We start from the raw sequence: 24,449 nt of genomic DNA on the forward strand, positions 1-24,449 counted from the left end.
TTCCCCGGCCAGTCCTTGAACCTCTTTACACCCCCCAGGAGGCGCATTTGCGGTCGATGGTCTTGCGCGATACGCCCAGGCGACGGGCGGCTTCGGCGCGGTTGCCATCGCAGGCGTCCAGCATGTGCATGATGTGGCGCTGGGTCACCAGATCCAGCGTTTCAATTGCTGCCGGGCCGGTGACCGATCCCTTGCCAGAGAATTCTTCCGGGAACTCCCCCAGAATGACCGAGCGTTCGATCAGGTTGCGCAGCTCACGCACGTTGCCGGGCCAGTCATAGCGGGAAAACTTCAGCAAGGTTTCCTCGTTCAGCTCGAGCGCGGGCATGCCAAGCGTCGCCGAGAATTGCTCCATGAACAGCGCTGCCAGTTCGATGATATCCTCGATCCGCTCGCGCAGCGGGGGCATCTCGATCTTCACCACGTTGATGCGATGATAAAGATCGGCGCGGAACCGGCCCTCGGCCACCGCAGCCTCAAGGTCCGCGTTGGTGGCAAAAAGGAACCGCAAGTTCAGCGGGATGTCCCGTTCGGCGCCGACGGGGCGCACCCGCTGGTCCTCAAGCACCCGCAACAGCGCCGCCTGCACCTGATCGGGCATTTGCGCCACCTCATCAAGGAACAGCGTGCCGCCATCCGCGTGCAGGAACAACCCGTCTCGGCGCCGGTCCTGGTCGTCCAGAACGCCGAACAGCTCATGCGCGATCCGGTCCGGGGCGATGGCGGCGCAATTGACAGCTACAAACGGCTTCTGCGCCCGATCCGACAGCGAATGCATCGTGCGCGCTGCGATTTCCTTGCCGGTGCCGCTGGCGCCGGTGAACAACACCGGCGTTGGCAGGGGCGCCAGCCGGGTCAGCATCTCGCGCGCCTGGGTGATGGCAGCCGATTTGCCCAGCAGCCGCCCGCGCGCCGCAGACCCTTCGGCCGACAACTCGTGTTTCAGCAGGTAGTTTTCCCGGCGCAGGTATTTGCGGTCCAGCGCCCGCGCCACCGAATTCAGGATCTGATTGGCCCGGAACGGCTTCAGCACGAAATCGGCCACCCCGGCCCGGAGCGCCATGATCGCGGTTTCCAGATCCGCATAGGCGGTGACCAGAATGGTATCGGCAAACAGCCCCACCCGGCGCTGTTCCTGCACCCATTCCAGCCCGGTCTTGCCCGGCATGATATTGTCGAGGATCACCAGATCGAAATGCGACTGATCGAGGATTGCGGAGGCTTCCGCCGCCGATGCCGCCTGCTCGACCCGCTTGCAACGCGGGCTGAGGATCTTGGTCATGAAATTGCGCATACCCGGTTCGTCATCGATCACCAGGATCGAAGCACCGGCAAGGTTTTCGCCGTATTCATCGCGCGGGACGGCAGAGATGACGGGCTGGTTCAATCCAGGCGCACCGCTTGGCCTGCGAATTTCTCATCCGCGGCAAATCCTGCGCGATCCAGAGCCAGATCCGCTCCTACGGCGATCACGGCAATCGCCGCAAAGCCTGCAAACATCGCTTTCATCCTGTCACTTCTCCGGTTGCGTTGCGTGTTTCAGAAAACCCACCAGGTCCTTGCGGTCCTCGGCGGTGGTGATGCGCTGCATCGGCATTTTCGACCCCGGAATGTAGTGGTCCGGTCCCAGATCGAACAGCGCATCGATCGTGTCGTCGTTCCAGATGATATCAGAACCCTGCAGCACCGGCGAATACCGGTATCCCGGCAGCGTTCCGGCGCGGCGTCCGAACAGCCCGTGCAGGCTGGGTCCGGCCTTGCGGCTCTCCCCGCCAGTCAGCGCGTGGCAGATCGAGCATTTGCGCATGAACTGCCGCTCGCCGTTGGGCATGCTGTCGGCCGGACGCAGGAATGTACGCTCTTGCCCCATCGCGGGGTCAAATTCATTCATCAGCGCCACCGGCCAGCCATAGACCACATCATCAAGTCCTCCCGCCCAAATGGTGTTGCCATCCGGCGAAAAGGCAAGGGCCCAGACCGGCCCCTGCCGCGTGGCACGGAAATCGCGGGCGATGCGCCAGCCGTTCCCATCACTGCCAGTGTCGATCATCATGATGTAGCCATGACCATCCCCCACCGCCAATTGGCGGGTGGAGGCGTGATAGGCCATCGCCAGGATCGGGCGACGGTCGAGGGTGAAATCGGCAATCGGGGCGCCGCTCTCCATGTCGATGATGCGGGTCGCCCCGTCCACCGCGCCATAGGCCAGCCAGCCTGCCCGAGCGTCGACGATCAGCCGGTTGACACCAAACCCCTGCTGCACCAGCGGGCGCGGCGCTGTGCCCGGCTCTGCATCGAACCGCAACACCCCGCCATCCATGGTGGCGGCAAAGAGGCTGCCCTCGGGGCCAAAGGCTACGTCATTCACACCACTGCCAACTTTGAGGCTGCGCCCCGCACCGCCTACCAGCGGCCAGATCCCGACGCTGCCGTCCCAACTCGCCGAGGCGACAGATCGCCCGTCAGGCGAAATCGCCAGACCGCGCACCTTGCCCCTGTGCGTGCCTAACAGGCGCACACCGCCATCCGGCTCCCACAGGCGGACTGTGAAATCATCGCTGCCCGTCACCAGACGCCCTGCCCCGGCAAAGGCCACCGCCGTCACCGCCGCATTATGACCTTCGAGCCACAGCGGCTGCCGGTCCTGCCACAGGGCCGCAGAATTGTCGAAACTGACACTGGCCACCTGCCCCGAGGGCGCGGTCGCCAGCCCCATCACGGGGCCGCCGTGGCCTTTGAGCGTGGTGAAGCCCTGCGCCGCAACCGCTCCGGCGCAAAGACTTGCAACAAGGCTCAGGCTGGCAAGGAAACGCATGGTGCCGCAGCTCCCCAGAGGCTATTCCGCCGGTGTGGCGCCCTTGGCGCGTCCGGCATCCTTGGCCTTTTCTTCCTCCAGCACCTCGTCCAGCCAGATCGAATGGTGCTGATGGGCCCAGGCCTCATCCACCTCACCCGTTCCCATGGCATCATAGGCGCCTTCCATCCCGACCGAGCCGATGTAGATATGCGCGATGATGATCGCCATCAGCACAAAGGCCATGATCGCGTGCCAGGCTTGGGCGAACTGCATTTCCTCTTGCGGAGACAACTGCTCCGGCAGGGTGCCAAGCCCGACCCACTGCGGCAGACCGATGTCGTTCAGCACCGCAAATGTCTTGGCAAAAAGCGGCAGCTCATAGGGGAACAGCAGCGACAGACCCGAGACCGAAATCGAGGCGCCGAACAGGATCACCGACCAGAAGATCACCTTTTGACCTGCGTTGAATTTCTTCGCGGGCGGGTGCTTGTTGCCGATGATACCGCCGAACTGACGGATCCAGACCAGATCGGTGCGGTTGGGAATATTGTGCATCACCCACATCACGAAGACCAATACCAGCGCTACCATGAAGGCCCAGGCGACCGAGTTGTGCAGCCATTTGCCATAGATCAGCAGGAAGGAGTTCAGATCCTTGCCCAGATAGGGCGCGATGAAGGCGCGGCCAAACAGGGTCAGAAGGCCGGTGATCCCCAGCAGGATGAAGGATCCGGCCAATGTCCAATGCGCCATCCGTTCGATGAATTTGAATCGCGTGACGGTGCGGCCGGTCAGCTCTCCGTCGACGGGGATACGTCCGCGCAGCAGGTAAAACACCACCAGCGCCCCAAGGGTGCCCAGCAGCAGCCAGCCGCCGTATTGGCGCAGCGGCCCCTCGCGGAAGGAGAGCCAGGTCATGCCGCCATCCTGCATCAGGACGCTGGCGACCTCGCCCCCGGCAGAGACGGTAACCTCGGCCGAACCATAGCGCACCTGGCGCCAAACCTCGGGGTCGGAGACACCGCCAAGGGTGCCAAGTTGTTGGGAAATCCCTGCCGCCGCATCCGGGTCTCCGGTTGCGTCGCGGCGGAAGGAGTCATCCAGTTTCTCGCCGCGTTGCCGGGCGAGGATATCTTCAAGCGTCTGCGCACCACCTGTGGCGCTGCGGTCCGCAGGCGCTGGTACAGCCGCCTCCTGGGCCTGCACCGCGCCAACCAGCAGCGTAAGTTGCAGAACAAATGCGAAAGCCATGCGCAGCATGTGCCACACTCCTTCGGGTTTGTCGTATGTATAACAGATAGGTCAGGATGGCCCGCGCACGGCAGGCCATCCCCAGCTTTACGCTGAAAAGACGGGTTTAGCCGCCCTTTTGCTCGTAAGCCGTGCCCCAGCCCCAAGCACCCGAGCCGAACCCACGCGCCACGACGCGTTCGCGGTAGACGGCAGACACCACGTCGCCGTCACCGGCGAGCAGCGCCTTGGTCGAGCACATTTCGGCGCAGATGGGCAGCTTGCCCTCGGCGATCCGGTTGCGACCGTATTTGGAGAACTCCGCGTTGGAGTGGTTCTCCTCCGGGCCACCGGCGCAGAAGGTGCATTTGTCCATCTTGCCACGGCTGCCAAAGTTGCCTGCCTGCGGGTACTGCGGCGCGCCAAAGGGGCACGCGTAGAAGCAGTAGCCACAACCGATGCAGAGGTCCTTGGAGTGCAGAACCACCCCTTCCTCGTTCTGGTAGAAGCAGTCCACCGGGCAAACGGCCATACAGGGCGCGTCCGAACAATGCATACAGGCGACCGAGATCGACCGTTCGCCGGGCTTGCCATCATTGATGGTCACAACGCGGCGGCGGTTGATCCCCCAGGGCACCTCATGCTCGTTCTTACAGGCGGTGACACAGGAGTTACATTCGATGCAGCGTTCGGCATCGCAGAGAAACTTCGCTCTTGCCATTACTCTATCTCCTTACGCTGGCATGATTTTGCAGAGAGTACACTTGGTCTCCTGCATCTGGGTCACACTGTCATACCCGTAGGTCTGAGCCGTGTTGGTGCTTTCGCCCAGCACATATGGATCAGCGCCGTCGGGATATTTGTGCCGCTGATCCTCGCCCTGGAAATGACCGCCGAAGTGGAACGGCATAAAGGCAACGCCCTCGCCGACCCGTTCGGTGACCATGGCCATGACCTTGACCTTGCCGCCCTCGGGACCTTCGACCCAGCACTGTTCGCCATCCCGCACGCCAAGGTTATTGGCATCGCGCGGGTTGATTTCCACGAACATGTCCTGCTGAAGCTCGGCCAGCCAGGGGTTGGAGCGGGTCTCGTCGCCGCCACCCTCGTATTCGACCAGACGGCCGGATGTGAGAATGATCGGGAAGTCCTGCGAGACATCCTTCTTCTGGATCGAGGCATACATCGTCGGCAGACGATAGAATTTGCGATCCTCGTAGGTTGGATAATCCGCAACCAGATCCCGGCGGTTGGTATAGAGCGGTTCGCGGTGAACCGGCACCGGATCCGGGAAGGTCCACACGACGGCACGGGCCTTGGCGTTGCCGAAGGGCGCGCATTCGTGCTTGATCGCGACCCGCTGGATGCCGCCGGAAAGGTCGGTTTTCCAGTTGGTCTTGGGACCCGCCACAGCATCAATCGCGGCGCGTTCCTCGTCGGTCAGGTCGCTGTCCCAGCCTAGATCCATCAGCATCTGCATGGTGAATTCAGGATAGCCGTCCTGGATTTCAGAGCCCACGGAATAGACGCCTTCGGCCAGCAGGTTGTCACCGTCCCGCTCCACGCCGAAACGGGCGCGGAAGGTGAGACCACCTTCGGAGACCGGTTTGGACATGTCATAAAGGTTCGGCGTGCCCGGGTGGTTCATCTCGGGCGTTCCCCAGCAAGGCCAGGGCAGACCGTAGTAGTCGCCATCGGCCGGGCCACCCACCGCGCGCAGCGTGGTGCGGTCAAAGGTGTGCTGGTTCGCCATGTGCTTCTTCAGCCGTTCCGGGCTTTGACCGGTATAGCCGATGGTCCACAGCCCCTTGTTGAACTCGCGGGTGATGCTCTCGATGTTCGGCGTTTCCGCGTCTTCCATCTCGATATTGCGGAACAGCCGATCCGCCCAGCCGAACTTGTTGGCGAATTTCGCCATGATCACGTGATCGGGCAGGCTTTCGAACAGCGGATCCACCACCTTGTCGCGCCACTGGAACGACCGGTTCGACGCGGTCACGGAACCGCGGGTTTCGAACTGGGTACAGGCCGGCAGCAGGTAGACACCGTCTTCGCGGTCATGCAGCACGGCGGAAACGGTGGGATACGGGTCGACAACGACCAGCATGTCCAGCTTTTCCATCGCCGTCTTCATTTCCGTCATCCGGGTCTGCGAGTTAGGCGCGTGGCCCCACAGAACCATGGCCCGAACGTTGTTCGGCTGATCCATGTTTTCCTTGTCTTCAAGGATACCATCGATCCAGCGGCTGACCGGAATACCCGTCAGGTTCTGCAGGCTCTTGTCTTTGCCGTCCGCGCCTTTCAGCGTGTCGAACTGGCCTGCCAGCCATTCGGGATCCTCTTCCCAGACCCGCGCCCAATGCGCCCAGGCGCCTTTGGACAGGCCATAGTAGCCCGGCAGCGTGTGCGACAGAACGCCAAGGTCGGTTGCGCCCTGCACGTTGTCATGGCCGCGGAAGATGTTGGTGCCGCCACCCGATGCACCCATGTTGCCCAGCGCCAGCTGAAGCACGCAGTATGCGCGGGTGTTGTTGTTACCGGTGGTGTGCTGGGTGCCGCCCATACACCAGATCACGGTGCCGGGACGGTTGTTGGCCATGGTGCGCGCAACCCGGCGCAGCTGACTGCCGGGCGTGCCGGTGACGCGCTCGACCTCTTCGGGGGTCCACTTGGCCACTTCTTCGCGGATCTGGTCCATGCCCCAGACACGGGTACGGATGAACTCTTTGTCTTCCCAGCCGTTTTCGAAGATGTGCCACAGGATGCCCCAGACCAGCGCCACATCGGTGCCGGGACGGAAGCGCACATATTCGTCGGCATGGGCCGCGGTGCGGGTGAAACGCGGATCGCAGACGATCAGCGGCGCGTTGTTCTGCTCCTTGGCCTTCAGCACGTGCAACAGCGAGACGGGGTGCGCCTCGGCCGGGTTGCCGCCGATGATGAAGATCGCCTTGGAGTTATGGATATCGTTGTAGCTGTTGGTCATGGCGCCGTAGCCCCATGTGTTTGCAACACCCGCAACGGTGGTGGAGTGACAGATCCGTGCCTGGTGATCCACGTTGTTCGTGCCCCAGTAGGCGGCGAACTTGCGGAACAGGTAGGCCTGTTCGTTGTTATGCTTGGCCGAGCCGAGCCAGTAGACGCTGTCAGGTCCGCTTTCTTCGCGGATCTGCATCATGCCGTCGCCGATCTCGTTGATGGCCTGATCCCAGCTGATGCGCTTCCACTCGCCGTTCTCTTTCTTCATCGGGTACTTGAGACGACGCTCGCCATGGGCGTGCTCGCGCACCGATGCACCCTTGGCGCAATGGGCGCCGAGGTTGAACGGGCTGTCCCAGCCGGGTTCCTGCCCGACCCAGACACCGTTCTGAACCTCTGCCACGACGGTACAGCCGACCGAGCAGTGGGTGCAGACGGATTTTACGGTTTCAACAGCGCCCGCCGCAGCGGTGGCCGCATTGGCCTGGGTCACCGACCCGCCGGTGGCGCTGATGGCAGCCAGGCCGCCGATGGCCAAGCCGGAGCCGCGCAAAAAGGCGCGGCGGTCGACGGATGTTTCCGCGACGTTGGACAGGATACTGGTCCGCTGGGGGCGTCTCGCAACCCCGTTGGTCTTTTTCCTAAGCATTTAGAACCTCCCTTGCTTGCTTCCTCCTCAGAAAGCGCGCTGGGTTAACGAAAAACCTCTGGCGGTCGGGCGTCACGCAACCAGTTGCCGTCGGTCATGGGATGCATGCGGCGCGTTAGAACCGGACGCTTTCGTAATAGGCGCGGGTATGCGCGGTATCCTGCATCGTCTCCTTTGCAAGATCAGGTGCGGCGGCCTCGGCCTCGCCCCCGGTCGTCGCAACCGCCACCGCTGCCAGCGGCGCCGTGGTTGCGGCGATCTTCAGAAAGTCGCGGCGGCTCGATGCTGCCTCTGCTTTCTTGGTCATGTGAGTCTCTCCTCCTTGGTGATCGCTCACGGTTGTGGGGCGGACCTTGCCGCCCCGGCTCATGCGGATTTCTCCGCGCTCATCCGGAACCCTTCGGCCTCGATCTCCATGAACACCCGGCCGACAGCGCCGACCGAGGCATAGAGAACCGAGTTCTTTGCCTTCTCGAGATCCGAAAAGAAGTGACCGGCCCAGGGGCCGATATGGGTGTTGAAGAAGGTCTTCTGATCGGCCAGCGAGGCAGGTTCGCCAAAGCGGCCCGCGATCAACGCCCCCATCATTTCCATCAGCGAGGCGATATTGTCTTCGGGCTCATAGACGTTCTGCGCCCGGGTCATGCCCCGCGCCGCCATGTCCCGGCGCAGCTGCGCCAGCGGTTTTTCATTCAGGAACCCGGTCAGGTAGTAGCTGGCATAGGGCAGCAACTCACCCCGGCCGAGGCCGATGAACAGCTTGTTGAACTCTCGCTCCACCGCGGGCGGCTTCGACAGTTTGGCGATCTTGGCCAGCGCGTTGATCGCCACGCCCAGATCGGTGTCATCCCCCTGCAGACCAGCGGTCTGCCCCAGCAGGAACTCATCCGGCGGCGACGCCAGGATGAGACCCAGGAAATTATACAGATCCGCGCGCAGGCGGTCCTCTTCGCTTACCAACGGCGCTGCGGCATCAGCGGTGGCTGTCATGTCTTGCTCCTTGTTCATGCCGTGCCCCGGATTTGGCTCTGGCTTCCATCAAAGGAAAAGCGCATCCGGCGCGGCATCATGTTCCCGGGGGCAGTATCACCGGAATCCCCGCTCGGGTCAGCCTCGGTCTGCTGCTCTTGCCGGGTGGCGTTCCAGTCGTCGGCGGTCTGTGCAGGCCCGGCAGCGACGACCTCAGAGGTCTCTGCGGCGATGTCTGTGCCCTGCTCTTCGCTTTCTGCGCCCTCTTCGGGTGCGCCTTCGGCGGGTGCAGCGGCGACTGCCGCTTCGGCCTCGGCCTTTTCTGCTGCCTGACGGGCCAGTTCCTCGACGTGTTTGGTCATGCCCTTGCCCACCTGATAGGCGGTCTGCATGCCCTCCACGACCATGGCGCTGTCGGTGAAATCCTCACCGTAATCGACCAGCCCGTCGATATTGGCCAGCACCGGGTTCAGACGCCACAGGCGGCGCAGGGCGCGGGTGCGAATGCGGGCCGGAACCACGTCACGCAGGAAGACCTTGAAATCGTCGCCTTCCTCCAGCGTGTCGGGATCGGGCAATTCCAGCTCAGCCAGTATCTCGGCGTCGCTCTTTTCCTCCAGCGCCGCGTCGCGTTCTGCTGCCTCAACAGCAGCCTCTGCGCGGGCTTCGGCTGCGGCTTCGGCCTCTACGGCGGCCTTGCGGCGGGACCAGAAATCGCGGCTCATTGCAGGCGCCCCTTCTTGACCAGGGCGGGCGAGCGGTACACGTCGGTCAGCTGCGCGATGCGCGGATCGCCAATGCCATCCTCGGCCTCCCCCACGGTGCGCTTGTCACGGCGGCGTTTCTTGAATTCCTCTTCCTTGAAATGCGCCAGCGCGAATTCCCGCACCCAGGCCACAAGACCAGAGGGCATCGGCACCTTCTCCACAAGTTCCTCGCCGCTGTCGGCATAGTCCTGCGCCTCGTAAGGAGAGGCGGTGACCAGCGTCATTTCCAGCGGGCGGTCGGCATCATCGCTTTCACGCATCACAACGTAGACACAGGGCGGTTCGGCGGTCAGCCCGTGCATATAGGCTTCGGCATCGGCGCGGTGCAGTTCCAGCGGCAGTGTCGCGGCGTGGAATTCGCTGGCGCCGTCTTCCTCGCGCAGCAATTGCCAGTCTGCGGACCGGGCTGCGGGCAAGACGCCTGCCACCTTCCAAGACCATCGTGCCCAGCGGGTCACCCCCGGGGTCCGGCGAAGTACGATGCCAAGCGGCATCACGTCGGTCTTGTCCAAACTACGGCTCACTGGTTGCGCACCCTACATCTCCCTGCGTCGGACAAGTGTGCCGCAAGGTCACGCCTTCGTGAAAGCCTGCTCTGCGCCCCATCTGCAAATTTCCCGCAACCCGGACAAATTGGGGCAGACGCAGGGGGGCAGAGTTCCGCCTTGGTCGAATTGTCTATGTCGACAAAAATAATCGGAATACCGCTGTACACAAAACCACGCGAATCACCCCGGTATTTTGCGCCCCATCCGGGGCCTGCTGCGGGGTGCAAACCGGTTTACGTGGCTTCAGAATCATGCCTAATCTGTGGCCCGGATGGCGGTTATCCGCCCGTCACGCCAGCCCTGATGCAAGCGAGGAAAGAATGGCCAAGCAGTTGATTCTATGCGATTGTTCCGGATCCCAGGAGATCGATTCGGAGCGACTTTCCGACGTCACGGGATTGTCATGTTCAAAGATGCATTCGGCCCTTTGCACCAGCCAGACCGACAGCGCTGCCGCTGCAATCGGTGCCGGAGACGCGGTCATTTGCTGCACTCAGGAACAGCGCCTTTTCGAGGAGATCGCGGGCGAAATCGGTGCCCCCTCTCCGGCCTTCCTTGACCTCAGGGACAGGGCCGGATGGACCGCTGATGAGGGCGATTTGCTACCCAAAATGTCCGCCCTCGTGGCCGAGGCGGCGCTAGATACCTCGGCGGCTAAGACCGTCGATGTGGTGTCCGAGGGCCTGTGCCTGATCGTCGGTTCGGGCGATGTGGCGCTGGCCGCCGCCAAACGGTTGCAGGACAGTCTGGCCGTGACGGTGCTGCTGACAGGTGAAGACGAACCGCCGATGAGCCGCGACTTCGACGTGGTGCGGGGACAGCTGCGGCAGGCCTCTGGCGCGCTTGGCCAGTTTCAGGTCACCATCGACGCCTTGCAGCAGCTCGACACCACCGGCCGCAGCTGGAGCTGGACAGCCCCCCGCGATGGTGGTCACTCGGAATGCGATATCATTCTGGACCTGACCGGCGGCACGCCGCTGTTCCCGGCCCATGAAAAACGCGAAGGATACCTGCGCGCCGACCCCAAGGGCGTGCAGGCGGTGGCCGATGCGGTGCTGGAGGCCAGCCAACTGGTCGGCACCTTCGAAAAACCGCTCTACGTGCGCAGCGAACCGCTGCTCTGCGCCCATTCACGTGCCAGCCAGACCGGCTGCACCAATTGTCTTGATGTCTGCCCTACCGGCGCCATCAGCCCCAATGGCGATCACGTCAGCATCGACCCGATGATCTGCGCCGGCTGCGGCGCCTGTGCCTCGCTTTGTCCCTCTGGCTCGATCACCTATGACGCGCCGCCCACCGATACGCTGATGCGCCGCATTCAGGTGCTGGCAAAGGCCTATCTCGATGCCGGGGGCAGCGCCCCGCGCCTCTTGGTGGTGAACGAACACGGCGCCGAGATGATCCGCCTTGCGGCCCGGTTCGGTCGCGGGCTGCCTGCCGATGTGCTGCCGCTGGAGTTGGAAGCGATGAATACCTTTGGTCATGCCGAAATCCTCGCGGCACTGGCCGCCGGATTTGCCCATGTGTCGCTGCTGATGTCGCCCAAGGTGGACCGCGCAGTGCAGGAGCGTGAGCTGACCCTGGCCCAGGCCATCGCGGGCGACAAGGCCACGCTGCTGGACCTGAACGACCCTGACGCGCTGAGCGATGCGCTGTTTGGCGCCGAAGTGCCCGCGCCGATAAATGAGCCGTTGCGCCCCATGGGCACCCGCCGCCAGATCACCCGTCAGGCCGCTCGCGCGCTGGCGCCTGAGGCCGACATGCTGCCCCTGCCGGATGATGCGCCCTATGGCGCGGTGCTGGTCGATACCGACAGCTGCACCCTGTGCCTGTCCTGCGTCTCCCTTTGCCCCTCCGGCGCGCTGGGGGACAATCCCGACCTGCCACAGCTGCGGTTCCAAGAGGACGCCTGCCTGCAATGCGGCCTCTGCGCCAATGTCTGCCCTGAACAGGCGATCAGCTATGAACCGCGCCTGAACCTCCAGCCCGAAGCGCTAAGCCAGGTGGTGGTGCACGAAGAGGAACCTTTTGCCTGCGTCGAGTGCGGCACGCTGTTCGGGGTGAAATCCACCATCGAACGGATCACCGAAAAACTGGCCGGAAAACACGCGATGTTCGCCACCTCGGATGCGGCACGGATGATCCAGATGTGCGACGATTGCCGGGTCAACGCGCAGTTCCATCAGGAAAACAATCCCTTCGAAGGCAAGGAACGCCCGCGCGTGCGCACCACGGCGGATTACCTCAGCAAGCGACGCGATCACTGATGTTGCAAGGGAGCTCCCAGATCTGCCGGGGTGAGGCTGGACACATAGGCCAGGATCGCCTCCAGCTCGTCCAGCGTCATTGCCACGGGCACGATAGGAGACGGGCGGTCCGCGGGGAAGGGCTCGGTCACATCGGCGACCTGGGTGAAGGAGGGGTGCGGGTTCAGCGCATAAAAGGCCTGGAACCTGTAGTCCCAATCCGGCAGCGCCCGCAGCACGAAAAAGGACGGCGTCGATCCGATATCGGTCATGCGCATGTCCTCGGCCACCGCGTGGCAACGCCCGCATTTGCTGCGCGACAGGTTCTGTCCTTTCATCGCGTCGCCTTCGAAGACGATTTCTTCCTCCACCTCGGCGGTGATCTGCGGCAGGGTGAACATCTGCACCCCATCCGGCGCATAGGCGGTGATCGTGCGCGCGCCCACGTCCGAGCCGAGCCAGTCGACAAACCGCGCCGTGCCCGGATGGGCGCCATCCAGCACCTGCATGTGCCAGAGCGCGGCCGCATCCTGAAACACCGGCGTTCCCTTGGGCACGTCGGAAAACGCGGCCTCGGCAGCTGCGCCGGGCGTGACGAGTTCGATACGCACCTGCGTTTTCAGGGAAAACCGCGGCAGCAGATGTTTCAGAAATCCGGTTTCGACCAGCGCCTGCGGCACCGCCAGCCGGACCAACCGATCCTCGGCCTGAACAGGACTGCCGACCGTCAGCAGCCAGAGCACAAGCACCGGGATCAACGCAGCCCGGCCCGCCGCCGCAGTCCTGATCCAGTGCAGCAATGCAGGCACTCCTGCAAAACTGAGCGCTGCACGCACCCCGGTAAAATTGAGCGCTGCACGCTCTGGCCGGATCGGATAGAGAAAAGACAAACGGACCATTCGAAATGCTAGGGATCAACCTACATTTCAGTCAAGTGTTCCGTACACAGACGCAAACGAACCCACCAAAGGAGTAGACCGGCGTGTCCCTCACCCGTGAAACTGTCCTCGAGGCACTGAAGACCATCACCGACCCCGTCAGCGGCAGCGATATCGTCGCCGCCGGCATCGTGCGGGCTCTGAATATCGAAGACGGCGCCGTGCGTTTCGTGCTGGAAGTCGATCCGGCCCGCGCCGAGGCCTACGCCCCCGTGCGCGACGCGGCAGAGGCCAAGGTCACCGCCCTTGCCGGGGTCGAGAAGGTCTCGGCCCTGCTGACCGCCCATTCCACAAAGGCGCCGCCGCCGGATCTGAAACCGAAGAAAGCCGCCCAGCCGCAGGGACCGCAGAAGATCCCTGGCGTGGATCGCATCATCGCGGTCGCTTCGGGCAAGGGCGGCGTTGGCAAATCCACCGTCTCGGCGAACCTCGCCTGCGCGCTAGCTGCCGAAGGCCGCCGTGTCGGTCTGCTGGATGCGGATGTCTATGGCCCCTCGCAGCCGCGCATGCTGGGCGTGTCCGGCCGTCCCGCCAGCCCCGATGGCAAGACCATCCTGCCGATGCGCAACCACGGCGTCACCATGATGTCCATCGGCCTGATGACAAACGAGGATCAGGCTGTGGTCTGGCGCGGTCCGATGCTGATGGGCGCGCTGCAGCAGATGATGATGCAGGTGCAATGGGGCGCGCTGGATGTGCTGATCGTGGACCTGCCGCCGGGCACCGGCGATGTGCAGATGACCCTTGCGCAGAAGGCCCATGTGGATGGCGCCATCGTGGTCTCCACCCCGCAGGACGTTGCGCTGATCGACGCGCGCAAGGGCATCGACATGTTCAAACAGCTGCACGTGCCGATCGTCGGGCTGATCGAAAACATGTCCACCCATATCTGCTCCAACTGCGGCCATGAGGAACATATTTTTGGCCATGGGGGCGTCGCCGCCGAAGCCAAGAAGCTGAACGTGCCGCTTTTGGCCGAAATCCCGCTGCATCTGGACGTGCGCCTTGCCGCTGATGGCGGCGCGCCGGTGGTGGTCAGCAAACCTGACAGCCCGCAGGCCAAGGCATTCCAGGAGGTGGCACTCGGTCTTATCCAACGGGGCGCCGCATGAGCGAGGCCACCCCTGCCCTGTCCTTTCCGCCGCTGATGTCCGGCGAGGCGGTGACCGGCCCTGAGGACCCGTTCGAGACCGCCTGCAAACAGGCGGTCCTGGGCTGTGATGCCGGCTTGGTGGTTTATAATCTGGCGCATGACACCCTGCGCGCGGCACTGGTCTTTGCCCCCGAAGTGCCGCTCGCGCGCGCCATGGCGATGCTGCCCACCTGCGGCGTCGGTTTTCAAAACGCGCTTGGCGCCCTGGCCCCGCCCGAGGTCGCGGTGCATCTGGAATGGGGCGGCGCGATCCGCATCAACGGCGCCCGCTGCGGCCGCCTGCGCGCCGCCGCCAGCACCAGCGATCCGGCGGCAGAGCCCGACTGGCTGGTGATCGGGCTGGAGCTGCCGCTCTGGCCCAAAGACGAGGATGGCGGTGCCGCGCCCGAGGACACCGCGCTTTATGCCGAAGGCTGCGCCGATGTGGAGGCGCCTGCGCTGGTCGAAAGCTGGGCCCGCCACTGCTTGCACTGGATCACCCGCTGGGAAGAGGACGGCTCCAAACCGCTGCACGAAGAATGGCGTGGCCTCGCCCATGGTATCGGCGAAGAGACCCGGCAGAATGACCTCAGCGGCACCTTCCTTGGCATTGACGAGGATTTCGGCATGCTGCTGCGCGACGGCGACACCACCCATCTGATCCCCCTGACAACGCTTCTGGAGACCCCGTGATGCAACTGGCCCGCGCCATCCATTTCGACGAGAGCGATCAAAACGTCTTTGCCAGCCCGGCCCGCACCGGCGAATGGTGCATCTCGGGCGGTTTTGAATTTTCCAACTGGGGCGAGGCGGATCTGACCGGCAAGCAGCGTCAGGCCTTTTCCAATGGCTGGATGGGGCTGGAAACCGGCGGGCGGGTGACCTTCGTCGCGGTGACCAAGATCGAAGAGGCCGAGTTGGAAACCCTGACCGACCTTCTGGCGCATCATTTTGTCAGCTACTACGGCGCGCCGGATGTGGCCGCCGCCCGCCCCGTGGCGGCCGAGGAGATCGCCCACATGGCCGACCTCTGCGCCGATCACGCGCCCAACACCCTGCTGACGGTGATGCGAGAGCTGACCGATGCGGGCGTGCGCGAAAGCTACCGGATGATCGAGGCGCAATCGGCAGGCCTTGAGCAATTCGCCATCCACGGTGATATCGAGGGCTGAGGCGAAGCACTCCCGCCCGTCGCCGGATCATGGGTATGATCCGCTCCCGTTGGGCCGGGCGCCGCTGACGCGGCGCGGGTGAACGCGTGTGCCTACGTGATCGCAACCCAGAGCACATGGCACGCCATGTAAATGACGATTAGGGACCCGACGGTGTAGAATGTCGCCCGGATTTCATGGGATTGCTTCGTCGTGTAGGCCCAGAAGTGCGCCAGCCGCGCCGCAACAAAACCATACATCAGGACATGCGCCAGCCAGACAGAAGGGCCGATTGCCACAAACAGAAGGCCTGCCGCCCAGAAGGCCGGTATGTTTTCCAGGTCATTCCGGTGCATCCGACGGGATCGGTCAACGTATTCATTGACGTCCAGTTGCGACGGATCGGGAGCTGTATTGAGGAGCCCTTTTTGAAGGTCTTCGGGACTCGCCCAGCCCGCCCTGACTTTCATCATTCGGTGAACTGTCATCCAACCCTGGGCCATAACCTTGAGCACCAGGAGCGCAGCGGCAATCACATAGGTGACGAAGACCGGATTTTCCAAAGTGAGTGCGGTCATCTTTCGGCTCCCCATGTGGCGCCTTTGGTTGGCAAAGGTTCTCACCCTTCCTTACCATTGGTAAACAAAGTATCTTACCATTGGTAAGCAGTCAAGGATCGTGTCGATGCCGCACAAGAATACAAGTGATCAGATTTTGGAAACCGCTCGCGACCTGTTGGCATCCGAAGGTCTGGCGGCGGTATCGTTCGATGCGATAGCCCGTCGTCTGGGGTGCACGAAACAAGCGGTGCTCTACTGGTATCCAAGCAAGCATAACCTGCTCGCCGCGATGTTTCTTCCGTGGCTTGAGGCTGAAGCGGAGACCGCAATACAGTCGGTGTCCGGGACCACGAGGCGCGATGAGGCCGTCGAGGCATTTGTCAGAGCCATCGCCGGATTTCATTTTGAGGACCTCGAGCGATTTCGGATGATGTACCTGTTGCCGCAGACCCTCAAGCAAAGCGCCAAAGCCTCTCACGGTGCTGCGCTGCTAGACAGGATTCACCCTGTGACCGATAGGATGTATGGCGCCCTTGCGGATAGGCTGGACGGCAATGCAAAAGACGTGCGTCAGGAAGCCTTGGCAATACACTCGGCGGTACTGGGATTGCTGCTCATGTTCGGGCTTGCCGACAGCGTGAGAGACCCTTTGAAACACAACGCATCCGAGATGGTCAGCGCGTTGATCGCATCTCTTCGATCCACATGAAAAACGGTGCCGTATGCATCGTGATCTCCGCCGTGCTCAAACCCGCCCAACACACTCTGCAAACGTCTACAACGCCCCCCCAATCCCCCCGCGCCGCGCCAGCGGCGCCGGGCCCAACCGGGACGGCCCTTCTCACAGAAGGGCCAGACACGGGCGGGAGCACCCCGCCCATCTAAACTCAAGCGTATTTTTCTAGGAACTCTTCCGCCTTCAGCGCGCGGAAGTCCGGCAGCGCGGCCCTCAGGGTGGCATTGTCCCAGTCCCACCATGCAAGCTCAATCATCGCCTCGGCCACCGCTTCGGGGTAGCGACGGCGGATCAGGCGGGCGGTGTTGCCGCCGACAATGGTGTAGGGCGCGACGTCCTTGGTGACGACCGAACCTGACGCCACGACCGCGCCATGGCCGATGGTCACCTCGGGCTTGATCATCGCCCCGTGGCCGATCCAGGTGTCGTGACCGATATGGACCATGCGGCTGGCGCGATGGGCGAACCAGCCGGCGTCCGCCTCCGCATCATCCCAGTAATCGGCTGAGCGGTAGAGGAAGTGATGCAATGACGCCTTCTCCATCGGGTGATCCGTCGCCCCGATGCGGGTGAAGCTGGCGATATTGGCGAACTTCCCCACCTCAGCATTGGCGATATCGCAGGTGCGGTCACAATAGCTGTAATCGCCAAAGCGGCTGTTCGCGATGCGGCTGCCTGCGCCGATCTCCACATAGGCACCGAAGTGGCTGCCGGTGATCTGGCAATCGGGATGGATGAAGGGCTGATCTGCCTGAAGGCGGGCCATGGTCTGTTTTCCTGTTCCGATCTCTTGCATACTCAGGGCAGCACGAAGGGCATGTTCTTCTTCTCGCCCTTCTTCGCCTTGTCCCGGCGCGGCTTGCCGGGATCGCCCTGGATCAGGCGGCGGCGCAACATGCCCGAGAACCAGTCCATCAGCATCACCATCACGATGATCAGCACGATGTAATAGGCCACCTCTTCCCAGTCCTTCTGGGTGATGATCGCCTGGGTCAGCAACAGACCGATACCGCCGCCGGTGATGGCGCCGATGATCGTGGCGCTGCGAGTGTTGGATTCAAGAAAGTAGAGCAGCTGCGACAGCAGAACCGGGGTCACCTGCGGGATTACCCCGAACCGATAGCGCTGCACCGGTTTGGCACCGGTCGAGGCCACGCCTTCGATCTGCTTTTCATCGACATTCTCCAGCGCCTCCGAAAAGATCTTGCCGAAGGTGCCGGTATCGGTCACCAGGATCGCCAGGGCACCGGTCAGAGGGCCAGGTCCGAATGCGCGCGCCAGAACCACGGTCCAGATCAGGCTGTCCACCCCGCGCACGAAATCGAACAGGCGGCGGGTGGCAAAGCGCAGGGTGCGGATCGGCATAAAGTTGCGGGTCGCAAGGAAGGCCAGTGGCAGCGCCACGATGCCCGCACCGATGGTGCCGAGGAAGGCCATAAGCAGCGTTTCCCCAATGGCCCAGGCCACATCCTGATGGCGCCACATCTTGTTGGTCCAGAAATCGTTGAAGATCGCACCTGCCTCACCCGAGGCCGCCCGCCCCAACAGCGCAGAGGCGCTCATCCCGTGATAGGGGCTGTCGAGGGTGAAGAAGAACAGCTCCCAGCCGGTGAAATAGCGGAACACTTCAGAGCGGTTGCGGGTCACCGTCAGACGGCCTGCGTCGGTCTTGATCGCCAGACGGTTCTTCGAGGAGCTGATCCAGTCCGGTACATCGCCCGCGGGAAACTCGGCCTGCACACCGGCGCTTCGGCTGGGGGTGGCGCGCACGGTGCCGTAGCCGGGAATGTCATATTCCACAGTTTCAGGTCCAAAGCGCACGGTATGGCCGTTTTCCAGATCGATCACCGTGATTTCGCCAAGGCTCACCCATTCCGGCGCCTCGCCTTCGGGATAGCTGCCCTTACGCTCACCTTCGATAGCGACCGAGACAGAGGCATCGCGGTTGTCGCGGGTTACATGTGTCTTGTAGCTGTAGCTGTCGCTGACCAGCGTGCGGGCGTTTTCAAGACTGGCACGCTCCCACAGGCCCGGCACGTCGAAGGCGAAAAAGACGTAGGCCATATAGACCAGCACCACCAGCGGCACGGCAAAGGCCATCAGCTCCTTGGTGCGGAACAGCCCCGCCATCTCCTGCTTCAGCGCGGCGGCGTCACGGCGCGCGCCTGCACCCGGGTTCACATCCAGAGTCGTCATTGTTTGGCTCCATTGATCAGCCGGTCACGCAGCTTGCCAGAGATCTGATCGACCACGACGATGGTGACGAACAGGAGGATAAAGATGGCTGCGGCCTCGTCGTAGCGGCCCTTGCCCCAGGACATGGCGTTCTTCAGCTCGTAGCCGATGCCGCCCGCGCCGACGAAGCCGAGGATCGCCGAGGCACGAATGTTGATTTCAAACCGCAGCAGCGCATAGCTGACATAGTTCGGCCCCACCTGCGGGATGACGCCAAGCCACATGCGCTGTGCCCAGGTGGCCCCGACCGAGGACAGGCCTTCGACCGGCTTCAGCGAGGCGTTTTCGTTCACCTCGGAAAACAGCTTGCCCAATGCCCCCGCCGTGTGGATGGCAATGGCGATCATGGCAGGCACCGGGCCACCACCCAAAAGGAAGATCAGCACCAGCGCGATGACGATTTCCGGGATCGCCCGGCAGATATCCATCACCCGGCGAAAGACCGGGATCAGCGATGGCCAGAGCGCCATGCCGCGTGTCGCCAAGAGCGACAGAAGCGTGCCGAAGATGGCACCGATCAGGGTAGAGGCCGCCGCGATATTCAGCGTCTCGAGCAGCGCCGGGAAAAAATGCACCACCTGGCCGGGCAGCTCTGTCACCTTCTCGGCAGCTTCGCTCAGCACCTCGGCCGGGTAGTCGAAAATTCGGGTAAACCCATCAGAAAAGGACCCGGCATTGCGGTCATCTGCGGTGCGGAACCCGGCCACCATCATGGCAACAAAGACGATCAGGAGGATCGTCCCGTAAAGACGCTTGCGCCGGGTGAGGTCGACATATTCGGCGCGGATGGCCTCGGTCGAGGAGGCACCGGAAGGCGGGGCCGCTGTCAGATCTGCCATGGGGTTTCCTGGGGATATATTGGTGTTCGGATGGGCCTCTGATCGCAGGGACGCCCCTGCAAGGGCGCGCGTCAGAGGAATACGGGGCCCGGCACAAAGACCGGACCTCGCCGCGTTGGTCCTAAAATCAGTTGGACTTCAATTTGCGTGCTTCGATGATCACTTCGTAGGCATCGTGGGTGATCGGCATGAAGCCTTTGGCTTCACCCGCGGCCACACCGTAGAAGCAATCTGCATCCATGGATTTGAGGCTTGCCATCAGGCCGGTCATCTTGACCTTGACGTTTTCAGGCAGGTCCTTGCGCAGAACAACGGGGCCTTCCGGGATCGGCTTGGACTGCCAGATTTTGACCAGGTCGTTCATGTCGACGAGACCGGCATCAACCGCCTTGCGCAGGGCGCCGGAGTTGTAGCCGTCTTCCCAGTTGCCCAGGCCGTCGGCCCAGGTCACACCGGCATCGATGTCGCCGTTGTTGACCGCAACGATGGTCTGCTCGTGACCGCCGGTGAACTTCACTTCACCAAAGTAGTCGCCCGAGGTCATGCTGGCGCCGGTTGCCTGCGGGATCTCGATCGAGGGGATCAGGAAGCCGGAGGTGGAGTTCGGGTCACCAAAACCGAAGATCTTGCCTTTGACGTCTTCCAGCGCGGTGATGCCGCTGTCCTTGCGGGCAAAACCAACCGAGTAGTAGCCGTAGCCACCATCGTTGTTCACTTTCACCAGGATCGGCTCAACCGCTTCGGGGTCGGACAGGAAGGTCTTGGCATAGCCAGAGGCGCCCAGCCAGGCCATGTCGATGGTGCCGCCCAACAGACCCTGGATCACGCCGTTATAATCAGCGGGGGCGAACAGCTTGGTTTCGACGCCCAGCAGATCTTCGGTCTTGGCGCGCAGGCACTCGTTGTTGTTCATGCGGTCCTGGGCGTTTTCACCGCCAAGGATGCCGATACGGAATTCCTGAATGTCCTCGGCCATGACCGGTGTGGTCAGGGCAGTTGTCATCAGGGCGGCAGCAATCAGTTTTTTCATCTCTAGGTCACTCCGGTTTGGTTTGGGCCCAAAGCCTCGTGCTTTGGGATGATGAAAGAGGGTGAAGATCAGAGCGCGGCGGCCTCGGCCTCTCGGATGGGGCTTTCGGTACGCGTCAGCGTTTCGATCTCGGTGGATGTCGCGGCTTCAGAGAAGTCGGCGCCGGCGCCGTAGATCTCGCGGGCAACGCCGGTGGTCAGTTGCTCGGGCAGCCCGTCAAAGACGATGCGCCCGTCGCGCATCCCCACCACCCGGTCGCAATAGCGGCGCGCGGTATCCAGCGTATGCAGATTGGCGATGACGGTGCGCCCGTCTTCTTCGTGGATGCGGCGCAGCGCCTCCATCACGGTCTGGGCATTCATCGGATCGAGTGAGGCAATGGGTTCATCCGCCAGGATGATCTTCGGGTCCTGCATCAGGGCGCGGGCGATGGCGACGCGCTGTTGCTGCCCGCCCGACAAGGCCTCGGCCCGCTTGGCCGCGTGTTCGGCAATGCCCAGACGGTCCAGAATGTCGATCGCCCGGTGGATGTCTTCCATCGGATATAGGTTGAACATGGTCGCCAGCGCCGAGCGGCGGTTGAGCGTGCCATGCAGCACGTTCGACACCACATCCATGCGCGGCACCAGGTTGAACTGCTGAAAGATCATCGCGCAGTCCGACTGCCAGGCGCGCTTCTCACGCCCTTTCAGCCGGGTCACATCGCGCCCTTCGAACAGGATCTGCCCTTCACTGGCATCGCCCAAACGGTTGATCATGCGCAGCAGGGTCGATTTTCCCGCGCCGGAGCGGCCGATAATGCCGATCATGCAGGGCTTGTCGATGTCGAGAGTCGCGGTATCCACCGCGGTCTTGTCGCCAAAGCGTTTGGTGAGTTTTTCTATGCGCAGCACAATCGGCCCCCGTTCGTTTCCGGGACTGCCTAACGGTGCTCCTCAAATCATTTGTGTAATCGCGGTGAATTATTTGTAACGCGGACCGCCCAGCAGCGCCAAAACCGTCATGCCTGCGTCACAGAACGCACCGGGGGTCACGGGCCACAGGGCAACGGGGGGAAATAGCGGGCAAGGACAAACTGCCCTCTGTAAACCGCGCCCACACCGGTCTATATGCGCAGAAGACCCTCCACCAGCGCCCCAGTATGCAGGAACCCCTCCCATGTCCTTTGACCGCAGTGTTAAGATCGCCCCCTCCATCCTCTCCGCCGATTTCGCCAACTTCGGGCAGGAAATTCAGGCCATCGAGGCCGAAGGCGCAGACTGGGTGCATGTGGATGTGATGGATGGCCATTTCGTCCCGAACCTCACTTTTGGCCCGGCAGCGGTCAAAGCCTTCCGCCCGCATGTGAAAACGGTGATGGATGTGCATTTGATGATCGCGCCGGTGGATCCCTATATCGACGCCTATGCCGATGCGGGCGCCGATGTTCTGACCGCCCATGTCGAGGCAGGCCCGCATATTCACCGCACTCTGCAAGCCATTCGCGCGGCAGGCATGAAGGCAGGCGTTGCACTCAATCCCGCCACCCCGGCCGAGGCTGTGGCGCATCTTCTCGACCTCACCGACCTGATCTGCGTGATGACGGTAAATCCGGGCTTTGGGGGGCAGAAATTCATCGACATGACCGGCAAGATCGCAACCCTGCGCCAGATGATCGGCGACCGGCCCGTGCATATTGAAATCGACGGCGGTGTTGATCCCAGCACCGCACCGCTGGTGACCAAGGCCGGCGCCGATGTGCTGGTGGCCGGCTCCGCGGTCTTCCGCGGCGGCTCGGTCGATAACCCGGGCGTCTATGGCGACAATATCCGCGCCATCCGCGCCGCCGCCGAAGGCACCTGGACCTGAGGGAACCTCCCCTCCCGCCGCCGTCTCCACCGGAGACGGCATCTTAGGGAGAGCGGCGGGTCAAGGGCTGCGCCTGCAGCCGCGCCACAGGCGCGGTTTACCCTTGAGGCGGCGCTGTCCCGGCCCAACACTGGACGTCGCGCTTTCAGGGCAGACCTGCCCCTGAAACGCCTCTCAGCAGATTTTTCCCTGCGCCGCGCAGCGGCGCCACGCCCAACCCCGCACAAGGCCTGCCCCGCAGGCCGCCCGTCTGGGGACGGGAGCGCCCCGTTCACGCCTCTTCCAGACGGTCCGCAAAAGTCTCCAGCAATTTGTGCTTCAGGATCTTGCCCGTCGGGGCCGCAGGCAAGGCTTCGACCGGGACGATCAGCGCCGGACATTTGTATCCGGCCAGCTGACCGCGCACGAAAGCCATCATTTCTGCCGGATCCGGCGCCTCCCCCGGCACCACCTGCACAAAGGCCAGAACCTCTTCATCGCTGCTGACCCTACGCCCGACCACAGCGGATTGCACCACCTGCGGATGGGCATTCAGCGCCGCCTCCACCTCGGGCGGGAAGACATTGAAACCACCGTGGATGATCAACTCCTTCGAGCGTCCCTCGATATGCAGGAACCCGCGGGCGTCCAGACGGCCCATGTCACCGGTGTGCATCCAGCCTTCTGCGTCCAGAACCTTGGCGGTTTCCTCGGGGTTGCGATAATAGCCCAGCATGATGTTCGGCCCACGCGCCAGAACCTCCCCCAGCCCATCACCGCCGCCCGGAACGCTCTCATCTATCCGCACCTCGACTCCGGGCATCGGCGGGCCGGTGGAAATGTCAGGATCCCCCAGCTGGCTGTTCTTGGTGGCGCAGACCCCGGCAGTGGTCTCGGTCATTCCATAGCCATTCTGCAGGGCCACCCCGTAAAACCCTTCGGCCTTGCGCTTCCATTCGGGATCCAGCGGCGCCGCCCCGGAGGAAACGTACTGCAAGACCTCGCTGCCAAGCCGTTCCAGCCCCTGTTCCTTGGCGTATTGCATCACCAGCGCGTGCATCTGCGGCACCGCCGCCAGACGCGTTACGCCCCGGCGCAGCGCCTCATAGAGTTTCGCCGCCGAGAAACGCGCCTCCAGCCAGACCTCGGCCCCGGACAGGATCGCCGCCGTCATCACCGAAGCAAGGCCAAAGACATGGGTCATCGGCAGAACACCATAGATCACATCGCCCGGCGCCATATCGCGCAGCTCGGCCGAAGATTTGCCGCCAAACAGAAGGTTCGCATGGGTCAGCATCACCCCTTTTGGCGCGCCGGTGGTGCCAGTGGTGTAAAGCAGAACCGCCACCTCCTCCGGTGCATCGGGGTTTGAGGCATAGGGGCAGGCCAGATGCAGAGCGCCAAAGGCGCCACTGATCTCGCGTGCCTCAATCCGCGCGGCATGGGCTTCGGCCTCGGGGGAAATTGCGGAGGTGCATAGCACCGCCGCCGGGCGCGCGTGGGACAGGATCCGGTCCACTTCCCCCGCGCTCATCCTTGCATTGACCGGCACGGCTATGGCCCCGATCCGCGAGGCGCCAAGCATCGCCGCCACCGCCGCGCAGCAGTTTTCCGACAAGACCATGACCCGGTCACGCGGCTGCACGCCAACCTTCCGCAGATGCTCGGCCACCGCCTCTACGGCTGTCGAAAGCTCGGCATAGCTCCAGGCCGTACCGCCACTGTCGGAAAAGGCCGCAGCCTCCGGCCGCTCGGCCACCTGCGCGGCCAGTAAATCATGCCATCGTTCCATTGCCCTCTCCTCCCAAATCCGGCG

At 63.1% G+C, this 24,449-nt stretch carries 24 protein-coding genes; 6 read left to right on the forward strand and 18 right to left on the reverse strand.

Annotation, left to right across the window (positions count from 1 at the left end):
- Positions 1-25 precede the first annotated feature (25 nt).
- The 10 genes from SM763_RS12200 to SM763_RS12245 all read right to left on the reverse strand — a co-directional run bounded on the left by SM763_RS12200 (position 26) and on the right by SM763_RS12245 (position 9,885).
- Positions 26-1,387 carry a sigma-54-dependent transcriptional regulator gene (locus SM763_RS12200; RefSeq protein ID WP_065272596.1) on the reverse strand — a complete coding sequence of 454 codons (1,362 nt, stop codon included), beginning with the start codon at positions 1,385-1,387 and terminating at the stop codon, positions 26-28.
- Positions 1,384-1,509 (reverse strand): hypothetical protein, encoded by a 126-nt coding sequence (locus SM763_RS12205; protein WP_257784210.1) that lies wholly within the window; start codon positions 1,507-1,509, stop codon positions 1,384-1,386. Before SM763_RS12205 ends, SM763_RS12200 begins: the two co-directional genes overlap by 4 nt.
- 4 nt (positions 1,510-1,513) lie before the next feature.
- The gene (locus SM763_RS12210; RefSeq protein ID WP_368998700.1) at positions 1,514-2,815 is read right to left on the reverse strand and encodes a c-type cytochrome; all 1,302 of its coding nucleotides are present in this window, start codon (positions 2,813-2,815) and stop codon (positions 1,514-1,516) included.
- 21 nt (positions 2,816-2,836) lie between these two features.
- The gene (locus tag SM763_RS12215; RefSeq protein ID WP_368998701.1) at positions 2,837-4,057 is read right to left on the reverse strand and encodes a formate dehydrogenase subunit gamma; all 1,221 of its coding nucleotides are present in this window, start codon (positions 4,055-4,057) and stop codon (positions 2,837-2,839) included.
- A 97-nt stretch (positions 4,058-4,154) separates the two neighbouring features.
- Entirely contained in the window at positions 4,155-4,748 is a 594-nt protein-coding gene (gene fdh3B, locus SM763_RS12220; protein WP_368998702.1) for a formate dehydrogenase FDH3 subunit beta, read from the reverse strand.
- A gap of 12 nt (positions 4,749-4,760) precedes the next feature.
- Positions 4,761-7,655 (reverse strand): formate dehydrogenase subunit alpha, encoded by a 2,895-nt coding sequence (locus tag SM763_RS12225; protein ID WP_065272592.1) that lies wholly within the window; start codon positions 7,653-7,655, stop codon positions 4,761-4,763.
- A 115-nt stretch (positions 7,656-7,770) separates the two neighbouring features.
- Positions 7,771-7,962, reverse strand: coding sequence for a twin-arginine translocation pathway signal protein (locus SM763_RS12230; protein ID WP_065273715.1), 192 nt, complete (start codon positions 7,960-7,962; stop codon positions 7,771-7,773).
- 59 nt (positions 7,963-8,021) lie between these two features.
- Positions 8,022-8,663 (reverse strand): TorD/DmsD family molecular chaperone, encoded by a 642-nt coding sequence (locus SM763_RS12235; RefSeq protein WP_065272591.1) that lies wholly within the window; start codon positions 8,661-8,663, stop codon positions 8,022-8,024.
- Positions 8,660-9,349: a DUF3306 domain-containing protein gene (locus SM763_RS12240; protein WP_274827657.1), complete on the reverse strand. Its 690-nt coding sequence runs from the start codon at positions 9,347-9,349 to the stop codon at positions 8,660-8,662. Before SM763_RS12240 ends, SM763_RS12235 begins: the two co-directional genes overlap by 4 nt.
- Complete coding sequence (locus SM763_RS12245; RefSeq protein WP_065273714.1) at positions 9,346-9,885, reverse strand: DUF3305 domain-containing protein; 540 nt, start codon at positions 9,883-9,885, stop codon at positions 9,346-9,348. Before SM763_RS12245 ends, SM763_RS12240 begins: the two co-directional genes overlap by 4 nt.
- Positions 9,886-10,259: 374 nt before the next feature.
- Between SM763_RS12245 and SM763_RS12250 the strand changes: the two genes are divergently transcribed.
- Complete coding sequence (locus SM763_RS12250; RefSeq protein WP_274837586.1) at positions 10,260-12,206, forward strand: 4Fe-4S binding protein; 1,947 nt, start codon at positions 10,260-10,262, stop codon at positions 12,204-12,206.
- Here the strand turns inward: SM763_RS12250 and SM763_RS12255 are convergent.
- A complete protein-coding gene (locus SM763_RS12255) occupies positions 12,200-13,084 on the reverse strand; it encodes a hypothetical protein (RefSeq protein WP_274834572.1) in 885 nt (294 codons plus the stop codon). The genes SM763_RS12250 and SM763_RS12255 overlap by 7 nt on opposite strands.
- A gap of 83 nt (positions 13,085-13,167) precedes the next feature.
- Between SM763_RS12255 and apbC the strand changes: the two genes are divergently transcribed.
- The 3 genes from apbC to SM763_RS12270 are packed head-to-tail and all read left to right on the forward strand — an operon-like array spanning position 13,168 to position 15,427.
- Complete coding sequence (gene apbC / locus SM763_RS12260) at positions 13,168-14,235, forward strand: iron-sulfur cluster carrier protein ApbC (RefSeq protein ID WP_065272588.1); 1,068 nt, start codon at positions 13,168-13,170, stop codon at positions 14,233-14,235.
- Positions 14,232-14,948 (forward strand): biotin/lipoate--protein ligase family protein, encoded by a 717-nt coding sequence (locus SM763_RS12265; protein WP_368998703.1) that lies wholly within the window; start codon positions 14,232-14,234, stop codon positions 14,946-14,948. Before apbC ends, SM763_RS12265 begins: the two co-directional genes overlap by 4 nt.
- Positions 14,948-15,427: a DUF6505 family protein gene (locus SM763_RS12270; protein ID WP_065272586.1), complete on the forward strand. Its 480-nt coding sequence runs from the start codon at positions 14,948-14,950 to the stop codon at positions 15,425-15,427. The genes SM763_RS12265 and SM763_RS12270 overlap by 1 nt, the downstream gene beginning before the upstream one ends.
- 92 nt (positions 15,428-15,519) lie before the next feature.
- On the opposite strand, the gene SM763_RS12275 is transcribed toward SM763_RS12270, so the two are convergent.
- A complete protein-coding gene (locus SM763_RS12275; RefSeq protein ID WP_274827652.1) occupies positions 15,520-15,984 on the reverse strand; it encodes an MAPEG family protein in 465 nt (154 codons plus the stop codon).
- Between the two features lie 106 nt (positions 15,985-16,090).
- Here SM763_RS12275 and SM763_RS12280 point away from each other — a divergent pair, with 106 nt between their 5' ends.
- A complete protein-coding gene (locus tag SM763_RS12280) occupies positions 16,091-16,675 on the forward strand; it encodes a TetR/AcrR family transcriptional regulator (RefSeq protein WP_368998704.1) in 585 nt (194 codons plus the stop codon).
- A 178-nt stretch (positions 16,676-16,853) separates the two neighbouring features.
- Here SM763_RS12280 and SM763_RS12285 read toward each other — a convergent pair whose 3' ends face one another.
- The 5 genes from SM763_RS12285 to phnC all read right to left on the reverse strand — a co-directional run bounded on the left by SM763_RS12285 (position 16,854) and on the right by phnC (position 21,699).
- Entirely contained in the window at positions 16,854-17,468 is a 615-nt protein-coding gene (locus SM763_RS12285; protein WP_368998705.1) for an LbetaH domain-containing protein, read from the reverse strand.
- A 32-nt stretch (positions 17,469-17,500) separates the two neighbouring features.
- The gene (gene phnE, locus SM763_RS12290) at positions 17,501-18,898 is read right to left on the reverse strand and encodes a phosphonate ABC transporter, permease protein PhnE (protein WP_368998706.1); all 1,398 of its coding nucleotides are present in this window, start codon (positions 18,896-18,898) and stop codon (positions 17,501-17,503) included.
- Positions 18,895-19,776 (reverse strand): phosphonate ABC transporter, permease protein PhnE, encoded by an 882-nt coding sequence (gene phnE, locus SM763_RS12295; RefSeq protein ID WP_368998707.1) that lies wholly within the window; start codon positions 19,774-19,776, stop codon positions 18,895-18,897. Before phnE (SM763_RS12295) ends, phnE (SM763_RS12290) begins: the two co-directional genes overlap by 4 nt.
- A 127-nt stretch (positions 19,777-19,903) precedes the next feature.
- Entirely contained in the window at positions 19,904-20,806 is a 903-nt protein-coding gene (phnD, locus tag SM763_RS12300) for a phosphonate ABC transporter substrate-binding protein (RefSeq protein ID WP_368998708.1), read from the reverse strand.
- 68 nt (positions 20,807-20,874) lie between these two features.
- The gene (gene phnC / locus SM763_RS12305; RefSeq protein WP_368998709.1) at positions 20,875-21,699 is read right to left on the reverse strand and encodes a phosphonate ABC transporter ATP-binding protein; all 825 of its coding nucleotides are present in this window, start codon (positions 21,697-21,699) and stop codon (positions 20,875-20,877) included.
- Positions 21,700-21,964: 265 nt separating this feature from the next.
- Between phnC and rpe the strand changes: the two genes are divergently transcribed.
- Positions 21,965-22,654 (forward strand): ribulose-phosphate 3-epimerase, encoded by a 690-nt coding sequence (gene rpe / locus SM763_RS12310; protein ID WP_368998710.1) that lies wholly within the window; start codon positions 21,965-21,967, stop codon positions 22,652-22,654.
- A gap of 271 nt (positions 22,655-22,925) precedes the next feature.
- Here rpe and SM763_RS12315 read toward each other — a convergent pair whose 3' ends face one another.
- Positions 22,926-24,425 carry a class I adenylate-forming enzyme family protein gene (locus tag SM763_RS12315; RefSeq protein WP_368998711.1) on the reverse strand — a complete coding sequence of 500 codons (1,500 nt, stop codon included), beginning with the start codon at positions 24,423-24,425 and terminating at the stop codon, positions 22,926-22,928.
- Positions 24,426-24,449 lie beyond the last annotated feature (24 nt).

This window comes from Pseudophaeobacter sp. C1-32P7, assembly GCF_041008775.1.
Lineage (GTDB): Bacteria > Pseudomonadota > Alphaproteobacteria > Rhodobacterales > Rhodobacteraceae > Phycobacter > Phycobacter gallaeciensis_A.